The organism is Thioalkalivibrio sp. ALR17-21, from assembly GCF_000420185.1.
Taxonomy (GTDB): domain Bacteria; phylum Pseudomonadota; class Gammaproteobacteria; order Ectothiorhodospirales; family Ectothiorhodospiraceae; genus Thioalkalivibrio; species Thioalkalivibrio halophilus.
Genome location: NZ_ATUL01000001.1, coordinates 77,761 through 102,792 on the forward strand (window position 1 = coordinate 77,761; position 25,032 = coordinate 102,792).

At 68.0% G+C, this 25,032-nt stretch carries 26 protein-coding genes, 1 tRNA gene and 1 other RNA gene; 12 read left to right on the forward strand and 16 right to left on the reverse strand.

Annotation, left to right across the window (positions count from 1 at the left end):
- The first annotated feature begins 95 nt into the window (after positions 1 to 95).
- On the forward strand, positions 96 to 782 hold the full coding sequence (gene rnt, locus G020_RS0100405; RefSeq protein ID WP_018869815.1) for a ribonuclease T: 687 nt from the start codon (positions 96 to 98) through the stop codon (positions 780 to 782).
- A 63-nt stretch (positions 783 to 845) separates the two neighbouring features.
- Here rnt and grxD read toward each other — a convergent pair whose 3' ends face one another.
- From grxD to G020_RS0100450, 10 genes are all read right to left on the reverse strand, one after another.
- On the reverse strand, positions 846 to 1,184 hold the full coding sequence (gene grxD, locus G020_RS0100410; protein WP_018935295.1) for a Grx4 family monothiol glutaredoxin: 339 nt from the start codon (positions 1,182 to 1,184) through the stop codon (positions 846 to 848).
- Positions 1,185 to 1,280: 96 nt separating this feature from the next.
- On the reverse strand, positions 1,281 to 2,375 hold the full coding sequence (gene ychF, locus G020_RS0100415) for a redox-regulated ATPase YchF (protein ID WP_024328216.1): 1,095 nt from the start codon (positions 2,373 to 2,375) through the stop codon (positions 1,281 to 1,283).
- A gap of 31 nt (positions 2,376 to 2,406) precedes the next feature.
- Entirely contained in the window at positions 2,407 to 3,003 is a 597-nt protein-coding gene (gene pth / locus G020_RS0100420; protein ID WP_024328217.1) for an aminoacyl-tRNA hydrolase, read from the reverse strand.
- A 23-nt stretch (positions 3,004 to 3,026) separates the two neighbouring features.
- A complete protein-coding gene (locus G020_RS0100425; RefSeq protein ID WP_024328218.1) occupies positions 3,027 to 3,725 on the reverse strand; it encodes a 50S ribosomal protein L25/general stress protein Ctc in 699 nt (232 codons plus the stop codon).
- Between the two features lie 129 nt (positions 3,726 to 3,854).
- Positions 3,855 to 4,811, reverse strand: a complete 957-nt coding sequence (locus G020_RS0100430; RefSeq protein ID WP_018947433.1) for a ribose-phosphate diphosphokinase — start codon at positions 4,809 to 4,811, stop codon at positions 3,855 to 3,857.
- Positions 4,812 to 4,900: 89 nt separating this feature from the next.
- A non-coding RNA gene (locus G020_RS14840) (RtT sRNA) lies at positions 4,901 to 5,030 on the reverse strand.
- Between the two features lie 30 nt (positions 5,031 to 5,060).
- Positions 5,061 to 5,135, reverse strand: a tRNA-Gln gene (locus tag G020_RS0100435).
- Positions 5,126 to 6,001 carry a 4-(cytidine 5'-diphospho)-2-C-methyl-D-erythritol kinase gene (gene ispE, locus G020_RS14735; protein WP_024328219.1) on the reverse strand — a complete coding sequence of 292 codons (876 nt, stop codon included), beginning with the start codon at positions 5,999 to 6,001 and terminating at the stop codon, positions 5,126 to 5,128. Before ispE ends, G020_RS0100435 begins: the two co-directional genes overlap by 10 nt.
- Positions 6,001 to 6,624 (reverse strand): lipoprotein insertase outer membrane protein LolB, encoded by a 624-nt coding sequence (lolB, locus tag G020_RS0100445; protein WP_029681155.1) that lies wholly within the window; start codon positions 6,622 to 6,624, stop codon positions 6,001 to 6,003. Before lolB ends, ispE begins: the two co-directional genes overlap by 1 nt.
- Before the next feature lie 5 nt (positions 6,625 to 6,629).
- Entirely contained in the window at positions 6,630 to 8,351 is a 1,722-nt protein-coding gene (locus G020_RS0100450; RefSeq protein WP_024328221.1) for a tetratricopeptide repeat protein, read from the reverse strand.
- A 157-nt stretch (positions 8,352 to 8,508) separates the two neighbouring features.
- Between G020_RS0100450 and hemA the strand changes: the two genes are divergently transcribed.
- From hemA to prmC, 3 genes are read left to right on the forward strand one after another with little or no spacing between them, the layout of a single operon-like run.
- Positions 8,509 to 9,870: a glutamyl-tRNA reductase gene (gene hemA / locus G020_RS0100455; protein WP_024328222.1), complete on the forward strand. Its 1,362-nt coding sequence runs from the start codon at positions 8,509 to 8,511 to the stop codon at positions 9,868 to 9,870.
- Complete coding sequence (gene prfA, locus G020_RS0100460; RefSeq protein ID WP_018947437.1) at positions 9,867 to 10,952, forward strand: peptide chain release factor 1; 1,086 nt, start codon at positions 9,867 to 9,869, stop codon at positions 10,950 to 10,952. Before hemA ends, prfA begins: the two co-directional genes overlap by 4 nt.
- Entirely contained in the window at positions 10,952 to 11,818 is an 867-nt protein-coding gene (gene prmC, locus G020_RS0100465) for a peptide chain release factor N(5)-glutamine methyltransferase (protein ID WP_024328223.1), read from the forward strand. The genes prfA and prmC overlap by 1 nt, the downstream gene beginning before the upstream one ends.
- An 84-nt stretch (positions 11,819 to 11,902) precedes the next feature.
- Here the strand turns inward: prmC and G020_RS0100470 are convergent, their stop codons facing one another.
- The gene (locus G020_RS0100470; protein WP_029681156.1) at positions 11,903 to 12,352 is read right to left on the reverse strand and encodes a hypothetical protein; all 450 of its coding nucleotides are present in this window, start codon (positions 12,350 to 12,352) and stop codon (positions 11,903 to 11,905) included.
- 157 nt (positions 12,353 to 12,509) lie between these two features.
- Here G020_RS0100470 and G020_RS0100475 point away from each other — a divergent pair, with 157 nt between their 5' ends.
- Positions 12,510 to 13,256, forward strand: coding sequence for a molybdopterin-synthase adenylyltransferase MoeB (locus G020_RS0100475; RefSeq protein ID WP_024328225.1), 747 nt, complete (start codon positions 12,510 to 12,512; stop codon positions 13,254 to 13,256).
- Positions 13,257 to 13,373: 117 nt separating this feature from the next.
- On the opposite strand, the gene hslO is transcribed toward G020_RS0100475, so the two are convergent.
- The 4 genes from hslO to gatC form a co-directional block, all read right to left on the reverse strand.
- Complete coding sequence (gene hslO / locus G020_RS0100480; protein WP_024328226.1) at positions 13,374 to 14,300, reverse strand: Hsp33 family molecular chaperone HslO; 927 nt, start codon at positions 14,298 to 14,300, stop codon at positions 13,374 to 13,376.
- Positions 14,297 to 15,733, reverse strand: coding sequence for an Asp-tRNA(Asn)/Glu-tRNA(Gln) amidotransferase subunit GatB (gene gatB / locus G020_RS0100485; RefSeq protein ID WP_024328227.1), 1,437 nt, complete (start codon positions 15,731 to 15,733; stop codon positions 14,297 to 14,299). The genes hslO and gatB overlap by 4 nt, the downstream gene beginning before the upstream one ends.
- An 11-nt stretch (positions 15,734 to 15,744) precedes the next feature.
- The gene (gene gatA / locus G020_RS0100490) at positions 15,745 to 17,199 is read right to left on the reverse strand and encodes an Asp-tRNA(Asn)/Glu-tRNA(Gln) amidotransferase subunit GatA (protein ID WP_024328228.1); all 1,455 of its coding nucleotides are present in this window, start codon (positions 17,197 to 17,199) and stop codon (positions 15,745 to 15,747) included.
- Positions 17,200 to 17,277: 78 nt separating this feature from the next.
- The gene (gene gatC / locus G020_RS0100495) at positions 17,278 to 17,565 is read right to left on the reverse strand and encodes an Asp-tRNA(Asn)/Glu-tRNA(Gln) amidotransferase subunit GatC (RefSeq protein WP_024328229.1); all 288 of its coding nucleotides are present in this window, start codon (positions 17,563 to 17,565) and stop codon (positions 17,278 to 17,280) included.
- Positions 17,566 to 17,718: 153 nt separating this feature from the next.
- On the opposite strand from gatC, the gene G020_RS0100500 reads away from it, so the two are divergent.
- The 5 genes from G020_RS0100500 (at position 17,719) to rnd (ending at position 21,740) form a co-directional block, all read left to right on the forward strand.
- A complete protein-coding gene (locus G020_RS0100500; RefSeq protein ID WP_018869798.1) occupies positions 17,719 to 18,765 on the forward strand; it encodes a rod shape-determining protein in 1,047 nt (348 codons plus the stop codon).
- An 81-nt stretch (positions 18,766 to 18,846) separates the two neighbouring features.
- On the forward strand, positions 18,847 to 19,710 hold the full coding sequence (mreC, locus tag G020_RS0100505) for a rod shape-determining protein MreC (RefSeq protein WP_255349523.1): 864 nt from the start codon (positions 18,847 to 18,849) through the stop codon (positions 19,708 to 19,710).
- Positions 19,707 to 20,198 carry a rod shape-determining protein MreD gene (gene mreD, locus G020_RS0100510; protein WP_018947445.1) on the forward strand — a complete coding sequence of 164 codons (492 nt, stop codon included), beginning with the start codon at positions 19,707 to 19,709 and terminating at the stop codon, positions 20,196 to 20,198. Before mreC ends, mreD begins: the two co-directional genes overlap by 4 nt.
- Before the next feature lie 83 nt (positions 20,199 to 20,281).
- Positions 20,282 to 20,587, forward strand: coding sequence for a DUF1244 domain-containing protein (locus G020_RS0100515; protein WP_024328231.1), 306 nt, complete (start codon positions 20,282 to 20,284; stop codon positions 20,585 to 20,587).
- Entirely contained in the window at positions 20,580 to 21,740 is a 1,161-nt protein-coding gene (gene rnd / locus G020_RS0100520; protein ID WP_024328232.1) for a ribonuclease D, read from the forward strand. Before G020_RS0100515 ends, rnd begins: the two co-directional genes overlap by 8 nt.
- Before the next feature lie 68 nt (positions 21,741 to 21,808).
- Here rnd and G020_RS0100525 read toward each other — a convergent pair whose 3' ends face one another.
- A complete protein-coding gene (locus tag G020_RS0100525; protein WP_024328233.1) occupies positions 21,809 to 22,255 on the reverse strand; it encodes a hypothetical protein in 447 nt (148 codons plus the stop codon).
- A gap of 140 nt (positions 22,256 to 22,395) precedes the next feature.
- Here G020_RS0100525 and G020_RS0100530 point away from each other — a divergent pair, with 140 nt between their 5' ends.
- Positions 22,396 to 22,893, forward strand: coding sequence for a SprT-like domain-containing protein (locus G020_RS0100530; protein ID WP_018947449.1), 498 nt, complete (start codon positions 22,396 to 22,398; stop codon positions 22,891 to 22,893).
- A gap of 104 nt (positions 22,894 to 22,997) precedes the next feature.
- Complete coding sequence (gene msbA / locus G020_RS0100535; protein WP_024328234.1) at positions 22,998 to 24,791, forward strand: lipid A export permease/ATP-binding protein MsbA; 1,794 nt, start codon at positions 22,998 to 23,000, stop codon at positions 24,789 to 24,791.
- The last annotated feature ends 241 nt before the right edge of the window (positions 24,792 to 25,032 follow it).

Consider the following 25,032-nt stretch of genomic DNA (forward strand, 5'->3'; position numbering starts at 1 on the left):
AGGTCAAGCGAAAGCGTCCTATGGCGCCGATCTGGCGCAAACTGGCAGGGATACGCAAAGATCTTCCCGGAATCGATTCGAACCAAGGTAACCGCATGGCCGCACCCGCCCAGCTCGATCCGTCGCACCGCCCCATGGCTCATCGCTTCCGCGGCTTCCTGCCCGTGGTCGTCGATGTGGAAACCGGGGGTTTCGACTGCGAACGCCACGCCCTGCTGCAGGTGGCCGCAGTCTTCCTGCGCCGCAACGAGCAGGATCGCCTGGAGCGCGCCCACACCGTGAGCCTCCACGTACGGCCGTTCGAAGGGTCCGAGATGGACCCGAAGTCCCTGGAGGTCAACGGGATCGATCCGTACCACCCGCTGCGCGCGGCGTGGCCGGAGGATCAGGCGATGGGCCGGCTCTTCAGCGAGGTGCGCCGCGAGGTCAAGCTGAACCTGTGCAAGCGCGCCATTCTAGTGGGACACAACGCCCATTTCGACCTCGGGTTCGTGCACAAGGCGGCGGACCGCTGCGGGATCAAGCGCAACCCCTTCCACCCGTTCAGCAGCCTGGACACCGTTTCGCTGGCTGCACTGGCATACGGCCAGACCGTACTCGCGCGCGCGGCGCGCGCCGCCGGGCTGGAGTGGGACAACGATTCCGCGCACAGCGCGGCCTTCGACGCCGAAAAGACCGCCGACCTGTTCTGCGCGGTCGCCAACCACTGGCAGGACCACATCGGCGTGCCGCAGGCCGCGCTGCAGCTGCCTGACCCGGAAGAACTCCCGCCGGGTAGCTGACCACAAAAAAGGCCCGCCACCGCGATCGCGATGACGGGCCGGGCACGCCGCGGGCCGGTCGCTTCAGCCGGCGTTGCGCTGGGCGTGCTTGTCGTGGGCCTCGTCGACCATCTTCTTCAGCTCGCCGCTTTCGAACATCTCCAGGGTGATGTCGCAGCCGCCGATGAGCTCGCCGTCGATATAGACCTGCGGAAAGGTCGGCCAGTCGGCGAAGCGCGGCAGGTTCTGCATGACCTCCTGATCGGCGATAACGTTCACGTAGCCGAACTCGCGCTCGCAGCGCTTCAGCGCCTCCACCGCGCGGCTCGAAAAGCCGCACATCGGGAACTGCGGGCTCCCCTTCATGAAGATCACGACCGGGTTCTCTTCCACCTGCTGGCGGATACGGTCCATTACATCCATTGCTGTACTCCTGATACGGGCCTGATGGTTGATTGCGATAAGGAAACGTGCCGGGCGCAGGGGTGCCGCCCCCGCGACAAAGTCCGAGTATTATACTCAGACATTGAAGCGAAAATGTACAACGTCCCCTTCGCGCATGACGTATTCCTTGCCTTCGAGCCGCCACTTGCCGACATCCTTCGCCCCCTGCTCACCGCCGTGCTCCACGTAGTCGTTGTAGGCGACCACCTCGGCGCGGATGAAACCCTTCTCGAAATCGGTATGGATCACGCCCGCCGCCTGTGGCGCGGTGGAGCCCCGGCGCACGGTCCAGGCCCGCACCTCCTTCTCGCCGGCGGTGAAGAAGGTCTGCAGATCCAGTAGCTCATAGGCGGTGCGGATCACGCGGTCCAGACCGGGTTCCTCGAGGCCCAGATCGGCGAGGAATTCGGCGCGCTCGCCGGGCTCGAGCACGGCGATCTCGGCCTCGATGGCCGCGCACACGCTGACCACCTGAGCCCCCTCCTCGGCGGCCTTCGCGCGCACGGCGCGCACCTGTTCGTTATCCTCGGTGAGACCCGCCTCGTTGACGTTGGCGATGTACATCAGCGGCTTGATGGTCAGCAGGTGGAGATCGCGCAGCAGCTCGAGCTCTTCCGCCTCCAGATCCTGGGCACGCACCGGGATGCCCTCACCCAGGCCCTCGGCCACCTTCTCGGCGGCCCGTAGCCGGGCGATGGCCTCCTTGTCCTGGGACTTGGCGGCACGCGTCAGACGGGTCAGCGCCTTGTTGACCGTCTCCAGGTCCGCCAGCATCAGCTCGGTACTGATGGTCTCGATGTCGGCCAGCGGGTCCACCCGGCCGGCTACATGGACGATGTCATCGTCCTCGAAACAGCGAACCACCTGGGCGATGGCGTCGGTCTCGCGGATATGCGCCAGGAACTGGTTGCCCAGCCCCTCGCCCTGGGCCGCCCCGGACACCAGCCCGGCGATGTCGACGAACTCCACCGTGGTCGGCAGCACCCGCTCCGGCGATACCAGCTCCGCCAGCTTTGCCAGCCGCGGGTCCGGCACCTCCACCACCCCGACGTTGGGATCGATGGTGCAGAACGGGTAGTTCTCCGCGGCGATCTCCGCGCGCGTCAGGGCGTTGAACAGAGTCGATTTGCCGACGTTCGGCAGGCCGACGATGCCGCATTTCAGGCTCATGGGGTTTCCTCGGGTATTGCTCGGGGCTTGTTCAACCGGACTCGCGCCCGTGCAGATTGCGCACGGCCTCGTCCCAGCGTCCCGCCAGCAGGGCCGGGATCTGGCGAACAGCGTCGTCCAGTGCCTCGCCAATCGCCCGCGTATCGTCGCGGCCGGGACGATCGAGCACGAAGGGCACCACCTGATCGCGCTCGCCGGGATGACCGATACCGACACGCAGGCGGCAGTAGGCGGGACCGCCCAGGTGCCGGTGCAGGTCGCGCAGACCGTTATGCCCGCCATGCCCGCCGCCATGCTTCAGGCGGACCACCCCGGGCTCGAGATCCAGCTCGTCGTGGACGACCAGGATCTCCTCCGGAGCGATGCGATAGAAATCGGCGCATTTGCGCACCGGCAGGCCGCTCTTGTTCATGAAGGACATCGGCTTGAGGAGCCAGGCATCACCTTCGGGGAGGGTCAGCCGGGCCGCCTCGCCATCGAAGCGGTTCTCCGGGCGAAAGCGGACGCCGTGATCACGGGCCAGGGCATCCACAAACCAGAAGCCCGCGTTATGCCGGGTTTCGGCGTAACGCGGGCCCGGGTTGCCCAGCCCGACCACCAGGCGAATCGGCGCAGGTCGGCTGGTCATGCGGGAGGTCGTGACCGCGGCGTTCAGCCGTTGTCTTCCTCGCCGCCGGCTTCCTCGCCCGCGGCCTCGTCACCACCTTCCTCGCCTTCGGCGCCCTCGGCGGCAGCCGCGCCACCACCGCCGCCACCCTTGGCGGAACGCGGCAGCTGCACGGTCACGACCGCGTAGTCGTATTCGTCGCCCTGCATCAGCGCGACCATCTCGACACCCTTCGGCATGCTGGCCTTGAGGTCGGACAGGTGCAGGGTCTCGCCCACGTCCACGTCGGCCATGTCGACGTCGATGGATTCCGGCAGGTCGTCCGGCAGGCACTCGACCTCGATCTCGTTGACCTGACGGTTGATCATGCCACCGCCGGGCTTCACGCCCTTGCAGGTCTCCTCGTTGAGGAAGTGGATGGGCACGTTCACGCGGATCGGCTGGTTGGCGCTCACGCGCAGCAGGTCCACGTGGTAGATGGTGGGCTTGAACGGATGGCGCTGCACGTCACGCAGGATGGCCTTCTGCGACTGGCCGTCCAGCTTGACCGTCAGGATGTGCGAATAAAACGCGTCTTCCTTCAGGTTGTGCACCATCGCGTTGTGATCCAGCGTGATCGGCACCGCGGGATCGTCGCCGCCATACAGGATGGCGGGCAGCTTGCCGGCGCGACGCAGGCGGCGGCTCGCACTCGAACCCTGTTCGTCACGCTTCTCGGCTTCAAGGGTAAAGCTCATGCTCATGATGACGTTCTCCAGAATGAACGCGCCCCACCCGCGACCAGGTGAGGCGTAAAGCGGGAGGCCCTTCCTCCCGGATTCGGGGCAGCCGGCGATCGCCGGCGACGCAGACCGGGTTCCGCCGGCCCGGGCTCAGTCCACGAACAGCGAGCTCACGGACTCCTCGCGATTGATGCGGCGGATGGTCTCCGCGAGCATCTCTGCGACCGAGAGCTGCCGGATTTTCGGACAGGCCTGCGCGTTGGGCTGGAGGGCCAGGGTGTCGGTCACCACCAGCTCGTCCAGCGCCGAACCGTTTATGTTATCAATCGCCGCGCCGGAAAGCACGGGGTGGGTGGCATAGGCGCTGACCGAGGAGGCGCCATGCTCCTTCAGCGCCTTCGCTGCCTGACACAGGGTACCGGCCGTATCCACCAGGTCGTCGATGATGATGCAGGACTTGCCGCGCACGTCCCCGATGATGTGCATCACTTCGGATTCGTTGGCGCGCGGGCGGCGCTTGTCGATGATCGCCAGGTCGGCGTCATCCATCCGTTTGGCGATCGCTCGGGCGCGCACGACGCCGCCGACGTCGGGCGACACGACCGTCAGATCACCGGAGACGTGACGCCAGACATCGCCCAGCAGCACCGGCGAGGCATAGATGTTGTCCACCGGGACGTTGAAGAAGCCCTGCACCTGATCGGCGTGCACGTCGATCGTCAGCACGCGGTCCGCGCCTACCGCCTCGATCATGTTGGCCACGACCTTGGCCGAGATCGGCACCCGCGCCGAGCGCACCCGGCGGTCCTGCCGGGCATAGCCGAAATACGGGATCACCGTGGTAATGCGGCCAGCCGAAGCGCGGCGCAGGGCATCCACCATGATCACGAGCTCCATGAGGTTCTCGTTGGTGGGCTGCCCGGTGGGCTGGATCAGGAAGACGTCGCGTCCGCGCACGTTTTCCAGGATCTCGACCTGGACCTCGCCGTCACTGAACCGGCCGACGGTCACCTTCCCCATCGGCAGGCCGAGGTGCTCGGCAACGCCCTGTGCCAGCCGCGGGTTGGCGTTCCCCGCGAAGATCATCATGCGACTCTTGTCGACCACGACTTGTCCCGGTCTGGGTGGTGCGGAACCGCGCCCGGATGGCGCGGTCTCCAGTAAGGAACCCCGGCCGGGGCCGGGGTTCGGAAATATGGCTGGGCCGGCAGGATTACGGCGCTGCGCGCCGCCCTCCGGGCCGCCGCCTTCGGCGGCGTTCTCTCGCGGCTGCGCCGCTCGAGTCGAACCTTTCACGGTTCTCATCCTGCCGCCCGGTTGTCAGGTGCCCCTCGCCTGCGGCGCGGGGCGATTGTATGGCTGGGCCGGCAGGATTCGAACCTGCGCATGACGGGATCAAAACCCGTTGCCTTACCGCTTGGCTACGGCCCAGTAGAATGGCCGCCCGACTCGGGCAACCACGCCCGCAGGGGCGACTCGTTGCGCAGCCGGGTGACCCGGCTGCTCCAGGGCAGCGGCTGTTCCTCGCGTGCCCTCTCGGCTTCGGCGCGGTCGCGAAACAGCCCGAACACGCAACCGCCGGTTCCGCTCAGGCGGGCCCGGTCGGTCTGCGAGCCCAGCCAGTCCAGCGCCCGGGCGATGTCCGGATGGCGCGTCCGGACCACCGGTTCGAAGACGTTTCCAAATGGCGCGCCGTCGACCGCGTGCGAGATTCTCTCGGTGGGACAGTCGCGTGTCAATTCTCCTGACCCGAACATGGTTCCGGTGGCGACCGGGACACCGGGGTCGATCAGCAGCGCCCAGGGGCAGTCGGGCCGCACCGGGACCAGGGTTTCGCCCACGCCTTCGGCCCATGCGGCGCGGCCGCGCACGAAGACCGGCACGTCCGCGCCGAGACGCAGGCCGAGGTCGGCCAGCGTCGATTCGTCCAGGCCAAGCTCGAACAGATGATTCAGCGCAACCAGGGTGGTGGCAGCGTCGGAACTGCCTCCGCCCACCCCGCCACCGACCGGGAGGCGCTTGTCGAGGTGGATCGTCACCCCTTCGTGTCGCCCGGCGGCCGCAAAGACCATGCGGGCGGCGCGCACGCACAGGTTTTCGGCCCCGTCCACGGCATCCGCGGAGGCCATCGCCACCTCCCCGCCGGGGCGCGGCTCGAAGCGCAGCCGGTCCTCCAGATCGAGGAACTGGAACACGGTCTGCAGCTCGTGGTAGCCGTCCGCGCGCCGACCGGTGATGTGCAGGAAGCGGTTGATCTTCGCGGGCGCGGGGAAGACCTGCGCAAAGGGCTTGTCCATCAGGCGGATCCGTCTCCCATCTGCCACTGGCGGATCACGGCACGCAGCGTGAGCGCATCGCGCTGCAGCTCCATGCGCACCGGCATGGACTCGCCGTCGAATTCCTCGTACTCGCCGTATTCGATCTCCCAGCCGGCCTGACGGATGCGGATCGGACGCCCTTCGGCGTCCACCTCGTGCTCGAACGGACGGGCGGGATCCGGCAGGCCGCGTACCCAGTAGATCATCCCCGACACCGGAATCGCATCGCCGGTGAGACGCTGCGCGAGGGCGTCCGGATCGCGTGCGCTGTGATGTTCGCCATCACGGGTCACCAGCCGCGCCGGCTGTCCCTCGGCGAGGGTCAATCGGCCGCCACCCCGCCCCATCGGACCGGACAGATCGAGGATATGCGTACCCTCCTGCACCCGCCAGTTGAGCTGTGCGGACCAGTATTCACGCTCGGTATCCAGCCCCAGGCGGGCCACCAGGCGCCAGGTTTCGATGGCGGCGAGCCGCTCGCTGCGCTCCTCGAAGGCCCTTTGCGCGGCGTCGCCCCGGTCCACCTCCGGCAGGGCCGCACACCCGGCGAGCAGCATCACGGTCATCAGCGCGAGTGCCGCGCGCACACCTGGCCCCCTCATTCGGGTCATTCGAGCAGCTCGCGCCGGACCCGCTGCAGCCGCTCGTGCCCGGGTTCGCGCTCCAGCGCCTTATCGAGCAGCTCGCGCGCCTGTTCGCGCTCGCCCTGCTCCCACAACACGACGGCAAGGTTACTGGCGATCTCGCCGTCCTCCATCATGCTCCAGGCCCGCCGCAACTGTTCCTCGGCCTCGTCCAGCCGCCCGAGCTTGTAGAGCACCCAGCCGTAGCTGTCGACCACGGCTGCGTCATCGGGACGCTGCTCGAGGGCCTGCGTGATCAGCTCGTAGGCCTCCTCGTAGCGGTCGGTCCGGTCGGCCAGGGTGTACCCCAGCGCGTTCATCGCCGTGGCACTGTCCGGGTCGTTGTCAAGGATTGCGCGAAAGTCCTGCAGCGCCGCGTCCACCCGGTCCAGGCGCTCGTGGATCAGCCCGCGCAGATACAGCAGGTCGCTCTCCTCGGGGAAGGCATCCAGTGCCGCATCGGCGCGTTCCAGCGCACGTTCGTAGGCCTCTTCCTCGCGCAGGGTGTTGACCTCCACGACCCAGGCCTCGCGTGCCACGTCGGCGTCGTCGTGCGTCTGCAGTTCGTCGAACGCAGCGCGCGCCGCCCCGGCACCGTTTTCGCGCAGGGTCAGGGCCGCGAGGCGCAGCCGCGCATCCGCGCGAAACTCGCCCTCGCCGACCCGCTCGAAGAACGTCCGGGCCCGGACCGCATCCCCTTCCAGCTCGTGCAGACGACCCAGATAATAGGCCACCTCGTTCTCGCGCACGCCGCGGGCCTCCAGGGCCTCCAGCTGCTCGCGCGCGGCCTCGTGCCAGCCGCTCTCGAGGCTCAGCAGGGCCAGCGTCAGGCGGGCCTCGTAATCGTCGGGGGCCAGCTCGGCCAGCCGCGCGATCTCCTCCGGGCCCCGGTCGTCGTCGGCATGGTCGGTGAGTGCATGGGCATAGCCGATGCGGGCGTCGCGACTGTCCGGGTGAGCGGCGACGGCCTCGCGCATCAGGGCCAGGGCCTCGTCCCCGCGTTCGTCGCGTTCCAGCGCCTGCACCCGCAACAGGTACAGACTGATGGCGTCGGGATGCAGCTCGAGACCCCGCTCGGTGGCCTGCAGGGCCGCCCCGGTCGCGTCGAACCGCAGGGCGAGTTCGGCATACACCCGCCAGGTGTCGCGATCCCCGGCTCGCCGCGTGGCGAGGCGGTCCAGGGTCTCCAGCGCGTAGTCCCGGTTGTCGGCCTGCACCATCAACGAGACCAGCGATGAATAGGGACTGGCGCCTTCCCCCGCGCGCCGCTGCATCAGTTCATCCAGCTGCTGCGCGGCGGCCTCGACCTGCCCGGCGTCGATGCGCAGCAGCGCAACGATCTGCACCGCCTCCATGTGTTCGGGCGACAGGGCCAGCCAGCGCTCCCCGGAACGCAGGGCCTGCTCACGATCGCGCGCGAACAGGGCGATACGGGTGGCCCGTTCGGCGATTTCCGGGTCGTGGCTCAGCGCCGCCGCCGCACCGTAGAAGGCCGCCGCATCGGCGGTCTGCCCGGAACGCACGGCGATCTCGCCGGCAAGCACGCTGAACATCAGCGCCGCCTCGGGATCCTCCTGCAATCCGCTCTCGGGCAGGGTCACGATCTCCGGGGCGTCGGTTTCCAGCGGCTCGCCGGCACCGAGCGAATGGTGCGCACAACCGCTGACAAGGAGGGCAACGGCCGCGGCCAGCAGGGTTCGGGTCATAGAGGCATTCCATGCATGTCAGCTTTCAGTGAGACGGCACCGGGCCGCGCCAGGTTCCTTCGGGCCCGGCATCCGGATTCCTGCGCACTGTACCGAACCCTTTCACCGCGTACACTACTGACCCGCAGGGGACGTTTTGCGGCACAATACGCAGGTTATGCTCTTCGCACTCGGAATCAATCACAAGACAGCACCGGTCGAGATCCGCGAACGGCTGTCGGTCAGCCAGCACGAACTGGACGATGCGCTGCATTCGCTGCGCTCCGGCGTGCGGCTGCCGGAGAGTGCGATCCTCTCCACCTGCAACCGCACCGAGGTCTATTTCCGCGAGAGCGGGGAGGACAGCGAACATCGCGTGGTGGACTGGCTGGGTGGCTACCACGGCATCGACCGCTCCGAACTGAGGCCCTATCTCTACCTGCACCACGACGGCTCGGCCGTGCGCCACACCCTGCGGGTCGCCAGCGGTCTGGATTCGATGGTGCTGGGCGAACCGCAGATCCTGGGGCAGATGAAGACCGCCTACCAGTACGCCCACGACGCCGGCACCCTCGGGCTGTCGCTGGAGCGGCTGTTCCAGCACGCCTTCGCCACCGCCAAGGACGTACGCACCGAGACCGCGATCGGCCAGAGCGCGGTCTCGGTGGCCTTCGCCGCGGTATCGCTGGGCCGGCAGATTTTCGGCGACCTCAAGCCGCTGACCGCCATGGTAGTGGGCGCGGGCGAGACCATCGAACTGGCCCTGCAGCACCTGCGGGGCCTCGGCATCGGCCGGGTGATCGTGGCCAACCGGACCGAGGAACGCGCGCGCAGCGTGGCCGAACGCTTCGACGGCGAGCCCATCGGCCTGGACCATCTGGGCGAACGCCTGCCGGAGGCCGACATCGTGATCTCCTCCACCGCCGCGCCGGTACCCATCCTCGGCAAGGGGGCGGTGGAACGCGCGCTGCGCAAGCGCCGCCGCAAGCCGATGTTCATGGTCGACATCGCGGTCCCGCGCGACATCGAACCCGAGGTCGGGCAACTTGAGGACATCTATTTATACACGGTCGACGACCTCCAGGAGGTGATCGACGACAACATGGCCTCGCGTCAGGCCGCCGCGGAACAGGCCGAGGAGATCATCAACCAGCGCGCCGGGGAGTTCATGCGCTGGCTGCGGGCGCGCGACTCCATCGACAGCATCCGCCAGCTGCGCGAGCGCGCGGAGACGGTCAAGGACGAGACCGTGGAGCGTGCCCTGGCAATGATCCGCGCCGGTCGGTCGCCCGACGAGGTCCTGCCCTGGCTGGCCCACACCCTGACCAACAAGCTGATGCACCATCCCTGCAAGAGCCTCAACACCGCGGCCCACGAGGGCGACGCCCGCCTGCTGGAAGCCGCGCATCAGCTGTTTCAGCTGCCCGAACGCGAGGATGACCCCGGACATGATCGCGGGCGTGATCACGGGCCTGAGCACGGTCATGCCCCGGGGCATGGCCACGGCGCGGAACCCGACGACACCAGGGACGACGCGTGAAGGATTCCTTTCGCGCCAAACTGGAGGGCCTGGCCGAACGGCACGCCGAGATCGCCGGCCTGCTCGCCACGCCGGATGCCGCCGAGGACCCCGAGCAGCTGCGCCGGCTGTCGCAGGAATACAGCCAGCTGGAACCGGTGGCCGAGGCGTGGAAGGCATGGAACGAAAACCGCGCCGCGCTGGACGAGGCGCGCGCGATGCTCGAGGACGACGACCCCGAACTGCGCGCGATGGCCGAGGGCGAGATCGAGACCCTCAATGCGCGCAACGAGGAACTGGAGGCCGAACTCTACCGCCACCTGATCCCGAAGGACCCGCACGACGACGCCAACGTCTTCCTCGAGATCCGCGCCGGCACCGGCGGGGACGAAGCCGCACTGTTCGCCGGCGACCTCCTGCGCATGTACAGCCGCTACGCGGAACAGCGCCACTGGCAGCTGGAGATCCTGTCGGCCAGCGAGGGCGAACACGGCGGCTACCGCGAGGTGATCGCCCGACTCGCCGGCCAGGGGGCCTATTCGCGGCTCAAATTCGAATCCGGCGCACACCGCGTGCAGCGCGTACCCGAGACCGAGTCCCAGGGCCGCATCCACACCTCGGCGGCGACGGTCGCGATCCTCCCGGAACTGGAGGAGGTCGAGATGCCGGAGATCAACCCGGCCGACCTGCGCGTGGACACCTTCCGCTCCTCCGGTGCCGGCGGCCAGCACGTGAACAAGACCGACTCCGCCGTGCGCCTGACCCACCTGCCCACCGGCATCGTGGTCGAATGCCAGGAAGAACGCTCCCAGCACAAGAACCGCGCCCGCGCGATGAACTTCCTCGCCGCGCGGCTGTACGAGGACGAACGCGCCGCGCAGGCCGAGGCCCAGAGTGCCGAGCGCAAGGGTCTGGTGGGCAGCGGCGACCGCTCGGAACGCATCCGCACCTACAACTTCCCCCAGGGGCGGGTCACCGACCACCGCATCAACCTGACGCTGTACAAGCTGGAACAGGTGATGGCCGGCGACCTCGACCCGGTGATCGACCCGCTGATCCACGAGTACCAGGCGGAACAGCTCGCCTCCCTCGCCGACGCCTGATGGACCACCCGGTCACGCTGGACGCCCTGCTGGCCAGCCTGCGCAACCGGCTGCAGGAGGCCGACGTGGAGGCCGCCGGCCTGGAGGCACGCCTGCTGCTCGGCATGGCCACCGGCCTGAGCACCGCGCAGCTCGTCGCGCGCGGCGGCGATGCCCCCGACCCCGCGCAGGCAGCCGCGGCCGAGGCGTTGTGCCGGCGCCGCCTGCGGGGCGAACCGATCGCCCACATCCTCGGCCGGCGCGGCTTCTGGACCCTGGATCTGGGGGTCTCCCCGGCCTGCCTGATCCCGCGCCCCGAGACCGAGGTGCTGGTCGAGGCCGCGCTGGGGGTCATCGACGCGGCGCCGGAAGAACACCCCCGGGTGCTGGACGCGGGCACCGGCTCCGGGGCCATCATCCTTGCGCTCAAGGCCGAACGGCCCGGGGTCGACGGCTTCGCCAGCGACACCAGCCTCGACGCCCTGGCCCGTGCCCGCGCCAACGCCGGCGAACTGAACCTGGACATTCGCTTCTTCTCCGGGGCCTGGCTGCATCCGCTGGCGCCCGCGGCACGCTTCGACCTGATCGTCTCCAATCCGCCGTACATCGCCGCGGACGACCCGCATCTGCAACGCGGCGACCTGCGCTTCGAGCCACGGGATGCGCTGGTCGCGGCGCAAACGGGACTGGCGGACCTGCATGAACTGATCGCCACCGCACCCGATCACCTGACGGACGACGGCTGGCTGCTGCTGGAACACGGATTCGACCAGGACGCGGCGGTACGGGCACGACTGGAGACCGGGCCGTGGACGGACATCACGACCTGGCCGGACACCGCCGGTCATCCCCGCGTGACCGGGGCGCGCCTGCGGGCCCGGCGCTGACTGACAGACATGCCGAAGCCCCCGGCGCATGCACCGGGGGCCCTGCGTGCCATGCTCCGGACCGGCGCGCGGCCCGACTGCACATCACGGACGCGGCAGCGGCAGTGGCAGCTTGAGGTGGATACTGCCGGAGGAACGCCGGTCACGACGATCCCGCCACCCGGAACGCTTTGAACGACCATAGTAGTGGTGATGGTGTTCAGCCCCCCGCGAGGAGCGGTGGCCCGGCCCACGCCCGCGCGAATGGCCGCGGCGTGACTGCTTGTGCCCGCGCGCGCCCGGATGCCCGCGCTTGTACTTGTGGCCACGACTCCCGGGATGCCCGCGCTTGTGCTTGTAACCGCGTTTGCCCGAGCGCCGATCATGGCGGACCTCCTGCAGGCCCTCGACCGAGAACTGCAGCGTGGCCCCGCCGGCTGCCCCCTTGACCGGCGTCGCGGCCTGGGCCGGTGCCGCGACCACAAAGGCGAGCAGTGCGGCGGGGACGACCACGGCGGTCAGACGCTGCAGGATGGATTTCTGTTCGGGGTTCATGGGACGCCTCCTTCCCTTTCTCTTCTGGCCGAATTGCCGGGAACCAGACTAGCCCTTCCGACTGAACGCCCCTTGAACCGCCTGGCGCATTGCGTGAAGCCCGCCGCAGTTCCGGCACGCTGCCCGCGCGGCCATGTGACGGAGTTACAATCCACCCATGAATGACGACGAACTCCTGCGCTACGCGCGCCAGATCATGCTGCCGGCCATCGGGATCGAGGGGCAGGAACGCCTGCATCGGGCACATGCCGTGGTGATGGGCGTGGGCGGGCTGGGTTCGCCGGTGGCGGCCTATCTGGCCGCGGCCGGGGTCGGCCGGCTGACCCTGGTGGACCCGGATCACGTCGAGGCGAGCAACCTGCAGCGCCAGATCCTGCACGGCGAGGCCGACCTGGGCGCGGACAAGGTCGCCTCCGGTGCGCGGCGCATCGCGGCGCTGAACAGCGCCTGCCGGGTGGAGACCCGCGCCGAACGGCTGGACGCCGACGCGATGCGCGCGCTCTTCGCCGGGGCCGACGTGGTGCTGGACGGCACCGACCATTTCGCCGCGCGTGGCGCGATCAACCGCGCGGCGGTCGCCACCGGCACGCCGCTGGTCTCCGGCGCGGTGATCCGCTTCGAGGGCCAGCTCACCACCTTCGATTTCCGCGACCCGCGGACCGGCTGCTACCACTGCCTGTACGGCGACGAAGGCGCGGACGAGGACACCTGCGCGACCAGCGGGGTGCTGGCGAGCCTGCCGGGGGTGGTCGGGAGCCTGCAGGCGACCGAGGCCCTCAAGCTGCTGGCCGGCCTGCCGACCCTGGCGGGGCGCCTGCTGCTGATCGACGGTCTGCACATGCAGTTCCGCGAGATCGGCCTGCAGCGCGACCCGGCCTGCCCGGTCTGCGGGGATCCCCCGTAGGAGGCCAGCCCCCTGGCCGATTACGGCGCCAGGCCCGATCGGCCGGAGGGCTGGCCTCCTGCGGGGCACGGGGCGCCCCCTGTTCGCAGGGGGTCGACCGACCGGCCGATCCGCCCCCTATTGCGAGGTATCGGGCCCCGGCGGCTGCGCGTTGCCCGGACGGCACAGAGCCTCGGCATCCACCGCATCGAACACGTACTGCGCGTTGCAGAACTCGCAGGTGACCTCGATGCGGCCCTGCTCGGCCAGGATCGAGCGGATCTCGTCCACCCCGAGGCTCTGCAGGGTGGTGGCCACGCGCTCGCGCGAGCAGTGGCAGTGGAATTCCACCGTGGAGCCGTCGAACAGGCGCACGCGCTCCTCGGCGAACAGCCGGCCCAGCAGCGAGCCGGCGTCCAGCTGCAGCAGCTCGGCCGCCGTGGTGGTCGCGGCCAGGGTGGTCGCGCGGTTCCAGTCCTCGCTGTCGCGTGACAGCGGCTGCCCGCTGTCATCCGGCAGCCCCTGCAGCAGCATGCCCGCGGCGCGCTGGCCATCGGCGGCCAGCCAGACCCGCGTGGGGAGCTGCTCGGACTGCTCGAAATACCCGTCCAGGGCCGCGGCCAGGGTCTGCCCGCGCAGCTCCACCACACCCTGATAGCGCTCGCCGCCGTCCCCGGGGTCCAGGGTCATCATCACCCGCGCGTCCTCGCCCAGGATCGCCTCCAGTGTGCCGTCTTCCGCCGGGGTCTCGTGATAACGGGCCACCCCGCGCAGATGCCCTTGCCCGTCCGCCTGCGCCACCAGCATGTGCAGCGGACCGGAACCCGTGACCTGGAGGATCAGGGAGCCCTTGAACTTGAGCGTGGCGGCGACCAGGGTGACCGCGGCGCAGGCCTGCCCCAGCAGGTCGCGCACCACCGGCGGGTAGGGGTGGCGCTCCAGCACCGCCTGCCATGCCTGGTCGAGGTGCACCCATTCGCCGCGCACCCCGGTGTTTTCCAGCATGAAGCGGTGCAGGGTATCGGCTTCGCGCGCGGATGCCGCGCCCATGCCCGCATCACTCATGCCTGATCCAGGCGTTCCTTCAGCCGCTCGTTGACCTGGGCCGGATTGGCCTTGCCCTGGGTGGCCTTCATCACCTGGCCGACGAAGAACCCGAACAGCTTGTCCTTGCCGCCCTTGTACTGCTCGAGCTGCTTCGGGTTGTTCGCGATCACCTCGTCGATGATGGTGTCGATCGCGCCGGTGTCGGTGATCTGCTTCAGCCCCTTGGCCTCGATCACGCTGTCGGCATCGCCCTCGCCGTTCCACATCGCCTCGAACACTTCCTTGGCGATCTTGCCGGAGATGGTCTCGTCCTGGATGCGCGCCAGCAGTCCGGCCAGCGCCCCGGCATCCACCGGGGCCTCGGCGAGCTCCACCTCGGAGCGGTTGAGCGCGGCGGAGAACTCGCCCATCACCCAGTTGGCGGCCAGTTTGGGCGCATTGCAGCCCCGCACCACCGCCTCGTAGAAATCCCCCGTCTCGCGGGTCGCGGTGAGCACCCCGGCATCGTATTCCGGCAGTTCGTACTCGCGCACGAAACGCTCGCGCTTGGCATCGGGCAGCTCCGGCAGGCGGCCGCGGATCTCCTCGATGAAGTCCTGATCGACCTCCACCGGCAGCAGATCCGGATCGGGGAAGTAGCGGTAGTCGTTGGCCTCTTCCTTGGTACGCATCGAACGCGTCTCGTCGCGGTCCGGATCGTACAGGCGGGTCTCCTGCACCACGCGGCCGCCACCCTCGATCACGTCGATCTGGCGTTCGATCTCGAAGTTGATCGCACGCTCGACAAAGCGGAAGGAGTTGAGGTTCTTCAGCTCCGCGCGGGTACCGAACTCCGCCTGCCCCTTCGGCCGGATGGAGACGTTCGCGTCGCAGCGGAAGCTGCCCTCCTGCATGTTGCCGTCACAGATGTCGAGGTAGCGCACCAGCGAGTGCAGCTTCTTCATGTAGGCGACCGCCTCCTTCGCCGAACGCAGGTCCGGCTCGGAGACGATCTCCACCAGCGGGGTGCCGGCGCGGTTGAGATCGATGCCGGTCATCGCCTCGAAACCTTCGTGCAGACTCTTGCCGGCGTCTTCCTCGAGGTGCGCACGGGTCACGCCGATGCGCTTGGTCGAGCCGTCCTCCAGCTCGATGTCCAGATGCCCGCTGGCTACGATCGGCAGCTCGAACTGCGAGATCTGGTAGCCCTTGGGCAGGTCCGGGTAAAAGTAATTCTTGCGCGCGAACACCGAGCGGCCGGCCACCTCGGCGTCCAGCGCCAGCCCCAGCATCACCGCACGCTCGACCACCCCGCGGTTGAGCACCGGCAGCACGCCGGGCATGCCCAGGTCCACCGGGCAGGCCTGACGGTTGGGCTCGGCGCCGTAGGCGGTGGGCGCCCCGGAAAAGATCTTGGAGACGGTATTGAGCTGGGCGTGGATCTCCAGCCCGATGACGGTTTCCCATTCCATGCTGCGACCCCTCAGGCAAAGGCCGACGGCACGCGGGCGTGCCAGTCGGTCTCCTGCTGAAACTGGTGTGCGACGCCGATCATGCGCGCCTCGTCGAAGTAGTTGCCGATCAGCTGCAGCCCGACCGGCAGCCCCTGCACCTCGCCCGCCGGCAGCGACATCGCCGGCAGCCCCGCCAGGTTGGCGGCGATGGTGTAGATATCCGAGAGGTACATCTTGACCGGGTCGGCGCTCTTGGCCCCCAGTTCGAACGGCAGTTCCGGCGTGGTCGGGCCCAGCAGCAGGTCGACGTCGGCGAACACCCGGCGGAAGTCGTCGGCGATCACCCGGCGGACCTTCTGCGCCTTGAGATAGTAGGCGTCGTAGTAGCCGGCGGACAGCACATGGGTGCCCACCATGATGCGCCGTTTGACCTCGGCGCCGAAGCCCTCGCCGCGCGAACGGGTGTACAGGTCCAGCAGATCCTGCGGATCCTCGCAGCGATAGCCGTAGCGCACGCCGTCGAACCGCGAAAGGTTGGACGAGGCCTCGGCCGGGGCCACCACGTAATAGGCCGGCACCGACAGGTGGCTGTTGGGCAGGCTGACCTCGCGGATCTCGGCGCCGCGCTCGCGCAGCACCCGGATCGCCTCGTCCAGCGCGGCGCGGATGCCGTCATCCAGGCCTTCGCCGAAGAACTCCTGCGGCAGGCCGATGCGCAGCCCGGTGAGGTCGGCGTCCAGCGCCGCGGTGAAATCCTCGGCCGGGCGTTCGAGACTGGTCGAGTCGCGCTCGTCGAACCCGGCCATTGCGTTGAGCATGTGCCCGCAGTCCTCGGCCGAGGCCGCCATCGGCCCGCCCTGGTCCAGGCTGGAGGCGAAGGCGATCATGCCGTAGCGCGAGACCCGACCGTAGGTCGGCTTGAGGCCGGTGATCCCACAGAACGCGGCCGGCTGGCGGATGGAGCCACCGGTGTCGGTGCCGGTGGCGCCGGGCGCCAGACGTGCGCCCACCGCGGCCGCGGAACCGCCGGAGGAGCCGCCCGGGACCCGCGCGGTGTCCCAGGGGTTGCGCACCGGACCGTAGAAGCTGGTCTCGTTGGACGAACCCATCGCGAACTCGTCCATGTTGGTCTTGCCCAGCATCACCGCGCCGGCGGCGTGCATGCGCTCGACCACCGTGGCGTCGTAGGGCGAGACAAACGGGTCGAGCATGCGCGAGCCACAGGCGGTGCGCACGCCGCGGGTGCAGAAGATGTCCTTCTGCGCCACCGGCACGCCCAGCAGCGAGGCCTCCTCGCCTTTCGCCAGACGCGCATCGGCGGCATCCGCCTGCTCCAGCGCGGAATCGGCGGTTACGGTGACGAAGCTGTTGAGATCCGCATCCAGACGCTCGATGCGGTCCAGGTACAGGCGGGTGAGCTCGCGCGAGCTGATCTCTCGGGCGCGCAGCTTGCGTACCCAGTCGGAGAGGGTTTCCTGGGTCATGGACTCGGGACTCTTTCCTTCAAGCGTGGCTGAAAGCGGCGCACAGGGCGCGCCGCAGGCGATTCGGCGGATGACGCGTCATTCAATGACGCGCGGCACCAGATAGAGACCCCCTTCCACCGCCGGGGCAATGGCCTGGTAGTCGTCGCGCCGGTCGGGCTCGGTCACCGCGTCCGGGCGCATGCGCTGGGCCGCGTCCATCGGATGGGCCATCGGCTCCACCCCCTCGATGTCGGCACCGCCGAGCTGCTCGACGAAGTCGAAGATGTCACTCAGCCCGCCGGCAAACTCGCGGGCCTGGTCGTCATCCATCGCCAGACGCGAAAGCTCGGCGATGCGCTGGACGTGTTCGGTGTCTACGGACATGGCTTGCGGACCCTCGCTGCGGGCGATAACGGAATACTCAGGGATACGCTGAGACGGAGCGCAAACTTACCACAACCCCGACCTTGCCCAAACCCGGGGCGGTTGCTAGAGTCCGTGGCTTTCCCGCCGACCATGCAAGCAGGTTCGTACCCCATGCTCAAACGCCTCCTGGGGCTGTTCTCCAACGACATCTCCATCGACCTCGGCACGGCCAATACGCTGATCTACATGCGCGGCCAGGGCATCGTGCTCAACGAACCCTCCGTCGTGGCCATTCGTCAGGACCGGGGCCCCGGAGGACCGCGTTCCATCGAGGCCGTCGGCATCGAGGCCAAGAAGATGCTCGGGCGCACACCGGAGCACGTGGTGACCATCCGGCCGATGAAGGACGGCGTGATCGCCGACTTCACCACCACCGAAAAGATGCTGCAGTACTTCATCAAGAAGGTGCACGAGCGGCGGATCTTCCGGCCCAGCCCGCGCGTGCTGGTCTGCGTGCCCTGCGGCGCCACCCAGGTGGAACGCCGCGCGATCCGCGAATCCGCCTTCGGCGCCGGGGCGCGCAAGGTCTACCTGCTGCAGGAACCTGTGGCCGCGGCCATCGGCGCCGGCATCCCGCTGGACGAGGCGGTCGGCTCGATGGTGCTGGATATCGGCGGCGGGACCTCCGAGGTCGCCGTGCTGTCGATGAACGGGATCGTCTACTCCGAGTCCGTGCGCATCGGCGGCGACACCTTCGACGAGGCCATCATGGCCTACGTGCGCCGCAACTACGGCGTACTGATCGGCGAGGCCACCGCGGAGCGCATCAAGCATGCGGTCGGCTCGGCCTACCCCGGCAAGGAGCTGCTGGAGATCGAGGTCAAGGGGCGCAACCTGTCCGAGGGCGTGCCGCGCTCGTTCACCCTGAACTCCAACGAGATCCTCGAGGCCCTGCAGGATCCGCTGTACGGGATCGTGTCGGCGGTGCGCACGGCACTGGAACAGACCCCGCCGGAGCTGGGTTCCGATGTCGCCGAGCGCGGCATCGTGCTGACCGGTGGCGGGGCGATGCTGCAGCAGATCGACCGTCTGCTGATGGAGGAAACCGGCATCCCGGTGGTCGTGGCCGATGATCCCCTCACCTGCGTTGCCCGCGGAGGCGGCCGGGTCCTGGAAATGCTCGACGAGAAACGGGTCGACTTCCTTTCCATGGAGTAAACTCCGGGCCCGGGCGCGTCCCCGGGAGTCGCCCCGCGTTCCGGAGGTTCGGTTATAAGCAAGCCCCTGTTCAGACTGGGCATCTCGCCCACGCTTCGCCTGCTCGTCGTGGTCCTGGTGGGGGTCGCGCTGATGGTGCTCGACCACCGCCTGAACGAACTGCAGACGGTGCGCAGCGTACTCGCCACCGTGGCCTACCCGATCCAGGTCGCGGTGGATGCGCCCATCCGCGCGGGCTCGCGGGTCCTGGAATCGTTCTCCAGCCGCGAGGACCTGGTAGTGGAGAACCGCATCCTGCGTCGCGAAAACAGCGAGCTGCGCGCCCGCCAGCTCCGCTTCGAGGCACTGCAGGCGGAGAACGACCGTCTGCGCGCCCTGCTCAACACCGCCCGCCAGGCCGACGAGGAAGTCCAGGTCGCGCAGATCCTCGCAGTGGACCTGGACCCGTTCCGCCAACAGATCGTGCTCGACAAGGGACAGCGCGATGCGGTGTATGCCGGACAACCGGTGATCGACGCCGACGGCGTTGTCGGTCAGATCCTCTCCGCCGAATACTCCAGCGCCACGGCCCTGCTGATCTCGGATCCCGGACATGCACTGCCGGTAGTCAGCGCCCGCACCGGCCTGCGCGGCATCGTCGTCGGCACCGGCAACCCCCAGCGCCTGCACATGCGCCACGTCCCGCCGCAGGAGGACATCGTCGAGGGCGACCTGCTGCTGACCTCGGGGCTGGGCGGGCGCTTCCCCGCAGACTACCCGGTCGCGCGGGTCACCTCGGTGGAACGCCCGCCGGGCGAGCCGTTCCTGGCCATCGAGGCGGAACCCCTGGCCGCGCTGGACCGCTCGCGCGAAGTCCTGCTGCTGTGGATGGAGGACCATGAACGCGACGCGATCCCGACTCCGCTGCCCACCGAAGACGAAACCGAAACCGGCCCGGCATCATGAGCGGCGGCGCGGGCATCCCCTGGCCGGTGCCGCTGAGCCTGCTGGCGGCGCTGGCGCTGGCCATCGTGCCGATGCCCGAGGGCCTCGCGCTGCTACGTCCGGAATGGGTGGCACTGGTCCTGATCTACTGGGCCATGGCCTTTCCCCAGCGCATCGGGGTGTTCACCGCGTTCGTGTCCGGACTGCTGCTGGATGTCCTGCTGGGACAACTGCTCGGCCAGAACGCCGTGGCCATGGCGCTGGTGGCCTATCTGACCATCCAGCTGCATTCACGCCTGCGGGTTTATCCTGTATGGCAGCAGATGATCGTGGTAATCGGCCTGATCGCCCTGTACAAACTGGTGGCGCTGTGGCCGCAGGGCCTGACCGGCCTGCCGCCGGGCACCCCGTGGTACTGGGCCCCCGTGCTCAGCAGCGCGCTGGTGTGGCCCCTGATCTTCGTGCTGCTGCGCGACGTGCGCAAACGCTGGCTGCTGCATCTCACCTGAACCGGCACGCGGGCCGTCGCACTCGGCCGCCGGCCTGCGGCATACTCCCCGAGCCATACAATCCCCATTCGACCGGAGGCCCCATGGATCCGAACAAGCAGCCCGAGATCGAGGCCGCGGTTTTCCGCCGCCTGCTTCAGCATCTGGACGAGCGCAAGGACGTCCAGAACATCGATCTGATGAACCTCGCCGGTTTCTGCCGCAACTGCCTGTCCAAATGGTATGTCGCGGCCGCCGAGGAACGCGGCGAGTCCGTCGACTACGAGGCCGCCCGCGAGATCGTCTACGGCATGCCCTACGCCGAATGGAAGGAGCGGTATCAGAAACCGGCCAGCACCGAGCAGCTGGAGGCATTCGAAAAGAACCGTCCCGACGAAGACCATGCATGATCACGGCCTGATCGACACCCCGGACGGCCTGCAGGCATTCCTTCAGGCCGTCCGGGGTGCCCCCTGGATCGCCCTGGACACCGAGTTCCTGCGCGAGAAGACCTATTACCCGAAGCTCTGCCTGATCCAGGCGGCCACCCCCGAGCACATCGCCAGCTTCGACCCGCTGGCACTGGACGTGAAGGGTCTGGCGCCGATGCTGCATGACCGGTCGGTCACCAAGGTCTTTCACTCCGCCTGGCAGGACATGGAAATCCTGCTGCGCGAGACCGGCGACGTACCCGCACCGGTATTCGACACCCAGATTGCCGCGGCGATGCTCGGCCACGGCGATCAGATCGGTTATGCCAATCTGGTCCGCGCGGTGCTGGATCACGAACTGGACAAGAGCCAGACCCGCACCGACTGGTCACGCCGTCCGCTGGATTCGGAGCAGCTGGCATATGCCGCCGACGATGTGCGCTATCTCGCGGCCCTGTACCAGCAGATGCACGCGGAACTGGAGAGCAGCGGGCGCCTGGAATGGCTGCAGCCGGAGATGGACGCCCTCGCCGACCCCGAGGCCTACCGCGCGGATCCCGAGGCGGCCTGGCGCCGGGTCTCCGGACACAAGCGCCTGAAACCACGAGAACTCTCCATACTCCAGGCTGTGGCCGCATGGCGCGAACGCACGGCGCAGAGCAGCGACCGGCCGCGCAAGTGGGTCCTGAGCGATGACCTGCTGCTGGAGATCGCCCGCCGGGCACCCGCAGGGAGAGCACAACTGCGCGGGCTGCGCGGTTTCCCCTCGGGCATGAATGACGACCGGGTGCAGGGCCTGCTGGAGGCGATTCGGGCAGGACGCGAACGTCCGCAGTCGGAATGGCCGGCATTGCCGAAGCAGAAGCCGCTGTCCGAGGCCGACGAGGTGCTCGCCGACATGGCCATGGCCCTGCTGCGCGAACTCGCCCGCCGACAGGAGATCACGCCCGCGGCCATCGCCCAGCGCAAGGATGTTGTGGAACTAGTGCGCGGACGCGCGCAGGACAGTCGCCTCGGCAGCGGCTGGCGCCATCACGTGGCGGGCGCCGAGATTCAGCGCTGGCTGAACGGCGAAACCGCGTTGTCACGCGACCCCGCAAACGGACTCGAGCTGAAATCCACGGCCGGATGAGGCCGTCGGCTTTCTCCCGCGGGACGGGAGGGGGAGGGGCGGACCGCCCGCTCCCGCGCGCCCCTTTCTCAGGCGGCCTTGTAAACGCCGCGACGCGGCGACGTCAGACGACCCTGACGCTTGAGGTAGGCCAGCGTCTGGCTGATGTTACGGGTATCAAGCCCGGCCTTCTCGGCCTCGGCCTTGATGTCCTTCACGCTCATTTCGGGCTGAGAGGCCACGATGTCGCACAGTTTCTGGCTGATGGAACCACCGCCACCGCGACGCCCGCCGCGTGCGGACGAGGCCTTCCGCCGGCCCCCGACGCGCCCGCCCAGTTCCTCGATCTGGCGGTCGAGTTCGCGCAGTTCGGCCTTGTGCCGGGCGACCATTTCGCGGCGCTTTTCCTTCAGCGCCTCGCGTTTTTCCTTGCGCTCGGCTTCCTTGCGTTCCTCTTCCTCGCGCTCGCGTTCCCGTGCCAGGGCATAAAGTTCCTCGGCCGACAGTTCGGAAGCCTTCTTGTCATCCACAGCCATTACTCACTCCAATATTCGTTTCGATGTCTGCAGAATCCGCCTCAATGCGAATTCCGGAAGATAACGACGCATAAAATATTGCGGTCGCGCCATCTTTTGACAAATATGCCACGAATCCCCGAAAGAAACCAAAATTCTGCATGAATCTCGACACCGAATCGCGGGATCGCATCCGTCGGCGTACGCGTTCCTTTTACATCGAGGCCACCGGTCAGCCCGCGACCGCCACGCCGGAGATACGCTTTGATCTGCGCGGCCGCGCCGCAGGGCAATTCCGAGTGCACCGGGGTCAGGAGGCCATCCGTTTCAACCCCGAGGCCTTTGTTCACGACTGGGATGCGCATTTCCCGGAAACCATTGCACACGAAGTGGCCCATGCCGCGGTTTACGCCCTTTATCGCGGACGCCGGGTACGCCCCCACGGCGCGGAATGGCAGGCCATCATGCACCACCTCGGCGCCACGCCCCGGGTGCGTCATGCCACACCGCTCACACCCGCACGCCGCCAGCGCACCTATGCTTATGTCTGCGACTGCAGGCACCATGCGCTGAGCCCGCAGCGCCACGCCCTGATTCGCAACAAGGGTTACCGCTACCAGTGCCGGCAATGCGGGGGCTGGCTGCGCCCGAACGAATGACGCACCGCCGCGCCCCGGAGGCGCCCGGGGAGGTCTGTTATCATGCCTGCCCGGCTTCGCAGCCAATCCCGCAGCCGGCGTTCCGACCAGGACCCCGCAATCGCATGAAGAGAAAAGCACTCGACGCCACCCACCCCAGCGCCGGCGAATCCTGGAATCTGTTCCGCCGGATCTTCCAGTTCATCAAGCCGTACTGGCGCATGGGCATCGTGGCGATCATCTCAATGATCCTGGCCGCCGCTGGCCAGGCCGCCTTCGCCTGGATCATCCAGCCGCTGGTGGATGGCACGTTCATCCAGCAGGATCCGGATGCCCGCATCTGGGTGCCGCTGGGTCTGGTGGGCATCTTTTTCTTCTATGCATTCACCACCTTCGCCGCACAATACACGGTGGCCTGGGTCGGCCGTAAAGTGGTCAAGGACATCCGCCAGGCCGTATTCGATCAGTACCTGCGGCTGCCGGCAGGGTTCTTTGACCGGCATTCCTCCGGCACCCTGCTGGCCAAGCTTACCTATAACGTCAATCAGATCAGTGCGGCCGCTTCCAAGGCCATCCTGATCCTGGTCAAGGACAGCTTCACCATCCTTTTCCTGTTGATGTACATGACCTGGCTCAGCGGCTGGCTGATGCTGATCGTGTTCGGACTGGCACCCGCGGTAGCCCTGGTCATTACCGCAGCCAACAAGCGTTTTCGCAAGTTCAGCCGGCGTATGCAGCGTTCGGTGGGGGATTATGCCCAGGTCGCGGAAGACAGCATTCGCGGGCATTCGGAGGTCAAGATCTTCGGCGCCGAAGACTATGAATCCAGCCGCTTCCGCAAGATCAACGAGCGCCACCACCGACAGTTCATGCGCTACAAGACGGTGGAGGCCGCCAGTCAGCCCCTGTCGCAGTTCGGTGCGGTCATCGCGCTGGCCATCATCGTTTATCTGGCCACCATGGACATGGTGATGGAGACGATCACCCCCGGCGGCATGATTTCCTTCATTGCGGCCATGCTTCTGCTGCTGCCCCCGCTCAAACGGGTGGTCAAGGTCAACTCGGAGATCCAGAAAGCGCTGGCAGCCGGCGAGAGCGTCTTCGAGGTGCTGGACACCTCCCCGGAACCGGACCACGGTGAACGCCGCCTGGAACGGGCCGAGGGACATCTCGAGGTCGACCATGTCTGGTTCCGCTATCCGCAGACCGAGGACTGGGTGCTGCGCGACATCTCGCTGGAGATCCGGCCGGGGCAGACCGTGGCCCTGGTCGGACGGTCCGGCAGCGGCAAGAGCACCCTGGCCAGTCTGATTCCACGCTTCTACGAACCCGAACACGGGGAAGTGCGCCTGGACGGCCATCCGGTGCGGGAATATCCACTGCGCGACCTGCGCGGGCAGATGGCGCTGGTCAGCCAGCAGGTGGTGCTGTTCAACGACACCGTGGCCAACAACATCGGCTACGGCCTGGCGCGCGAACCATCCGCCGAAGAGCTGCACGAGGCTGCGCGCGCGGCCAACGCCCTGGAGTTCATCGACGACCTGCCCGACGGCTTCGACACCGTGGTGGGCGAGAACGGCGTGATGCTCTCCGGCGGGCAGCGGCAACGGCTGGCAATCGCCCGCGCCCTGCTCAAGGACGCACCCATCCTGATCCTCGACGAGGCCACCTCGGCACTCGACTCGGAGTCCGAGCAGAAGATCCAGGACGCCCTGGAACAGCTGATGCGCGGACGCACCACGCTGGTGATCGCGCATCGCCTGTCCACGGTGGAGGACGCCGACCGCATCCTGGTGCTGGACGACGGCCGGGTGGTGGAATCCGGTACGCACAACGAGCTGATGGAGGCCGGCGGACATTACGCCGGGCTGCAGAAGGGTCCGTTCGGCGAGGAAGAACAGGCCAGCCCCGAAGAGTGATCCTCCGGCGCTGACCGGGCTGGCTGCGATTCAAACGGATGCAGTCGGAGAGCAAGTCATGCGGCGATTCCGGGGAGTCACCCGGACCCTGCCGATTCGCGTGCGAGCACGCTCCCACAGGCGGGGTGATGCGAACAGACAGGTGGGAGCGTGCTCGCACGCGAACAGGGCCGGTCGACGCCCTCGATCCAGCCATAACCGATCGGCAGGTTCTGTGCCAGGAAGCCAGGCGGCACCCGCG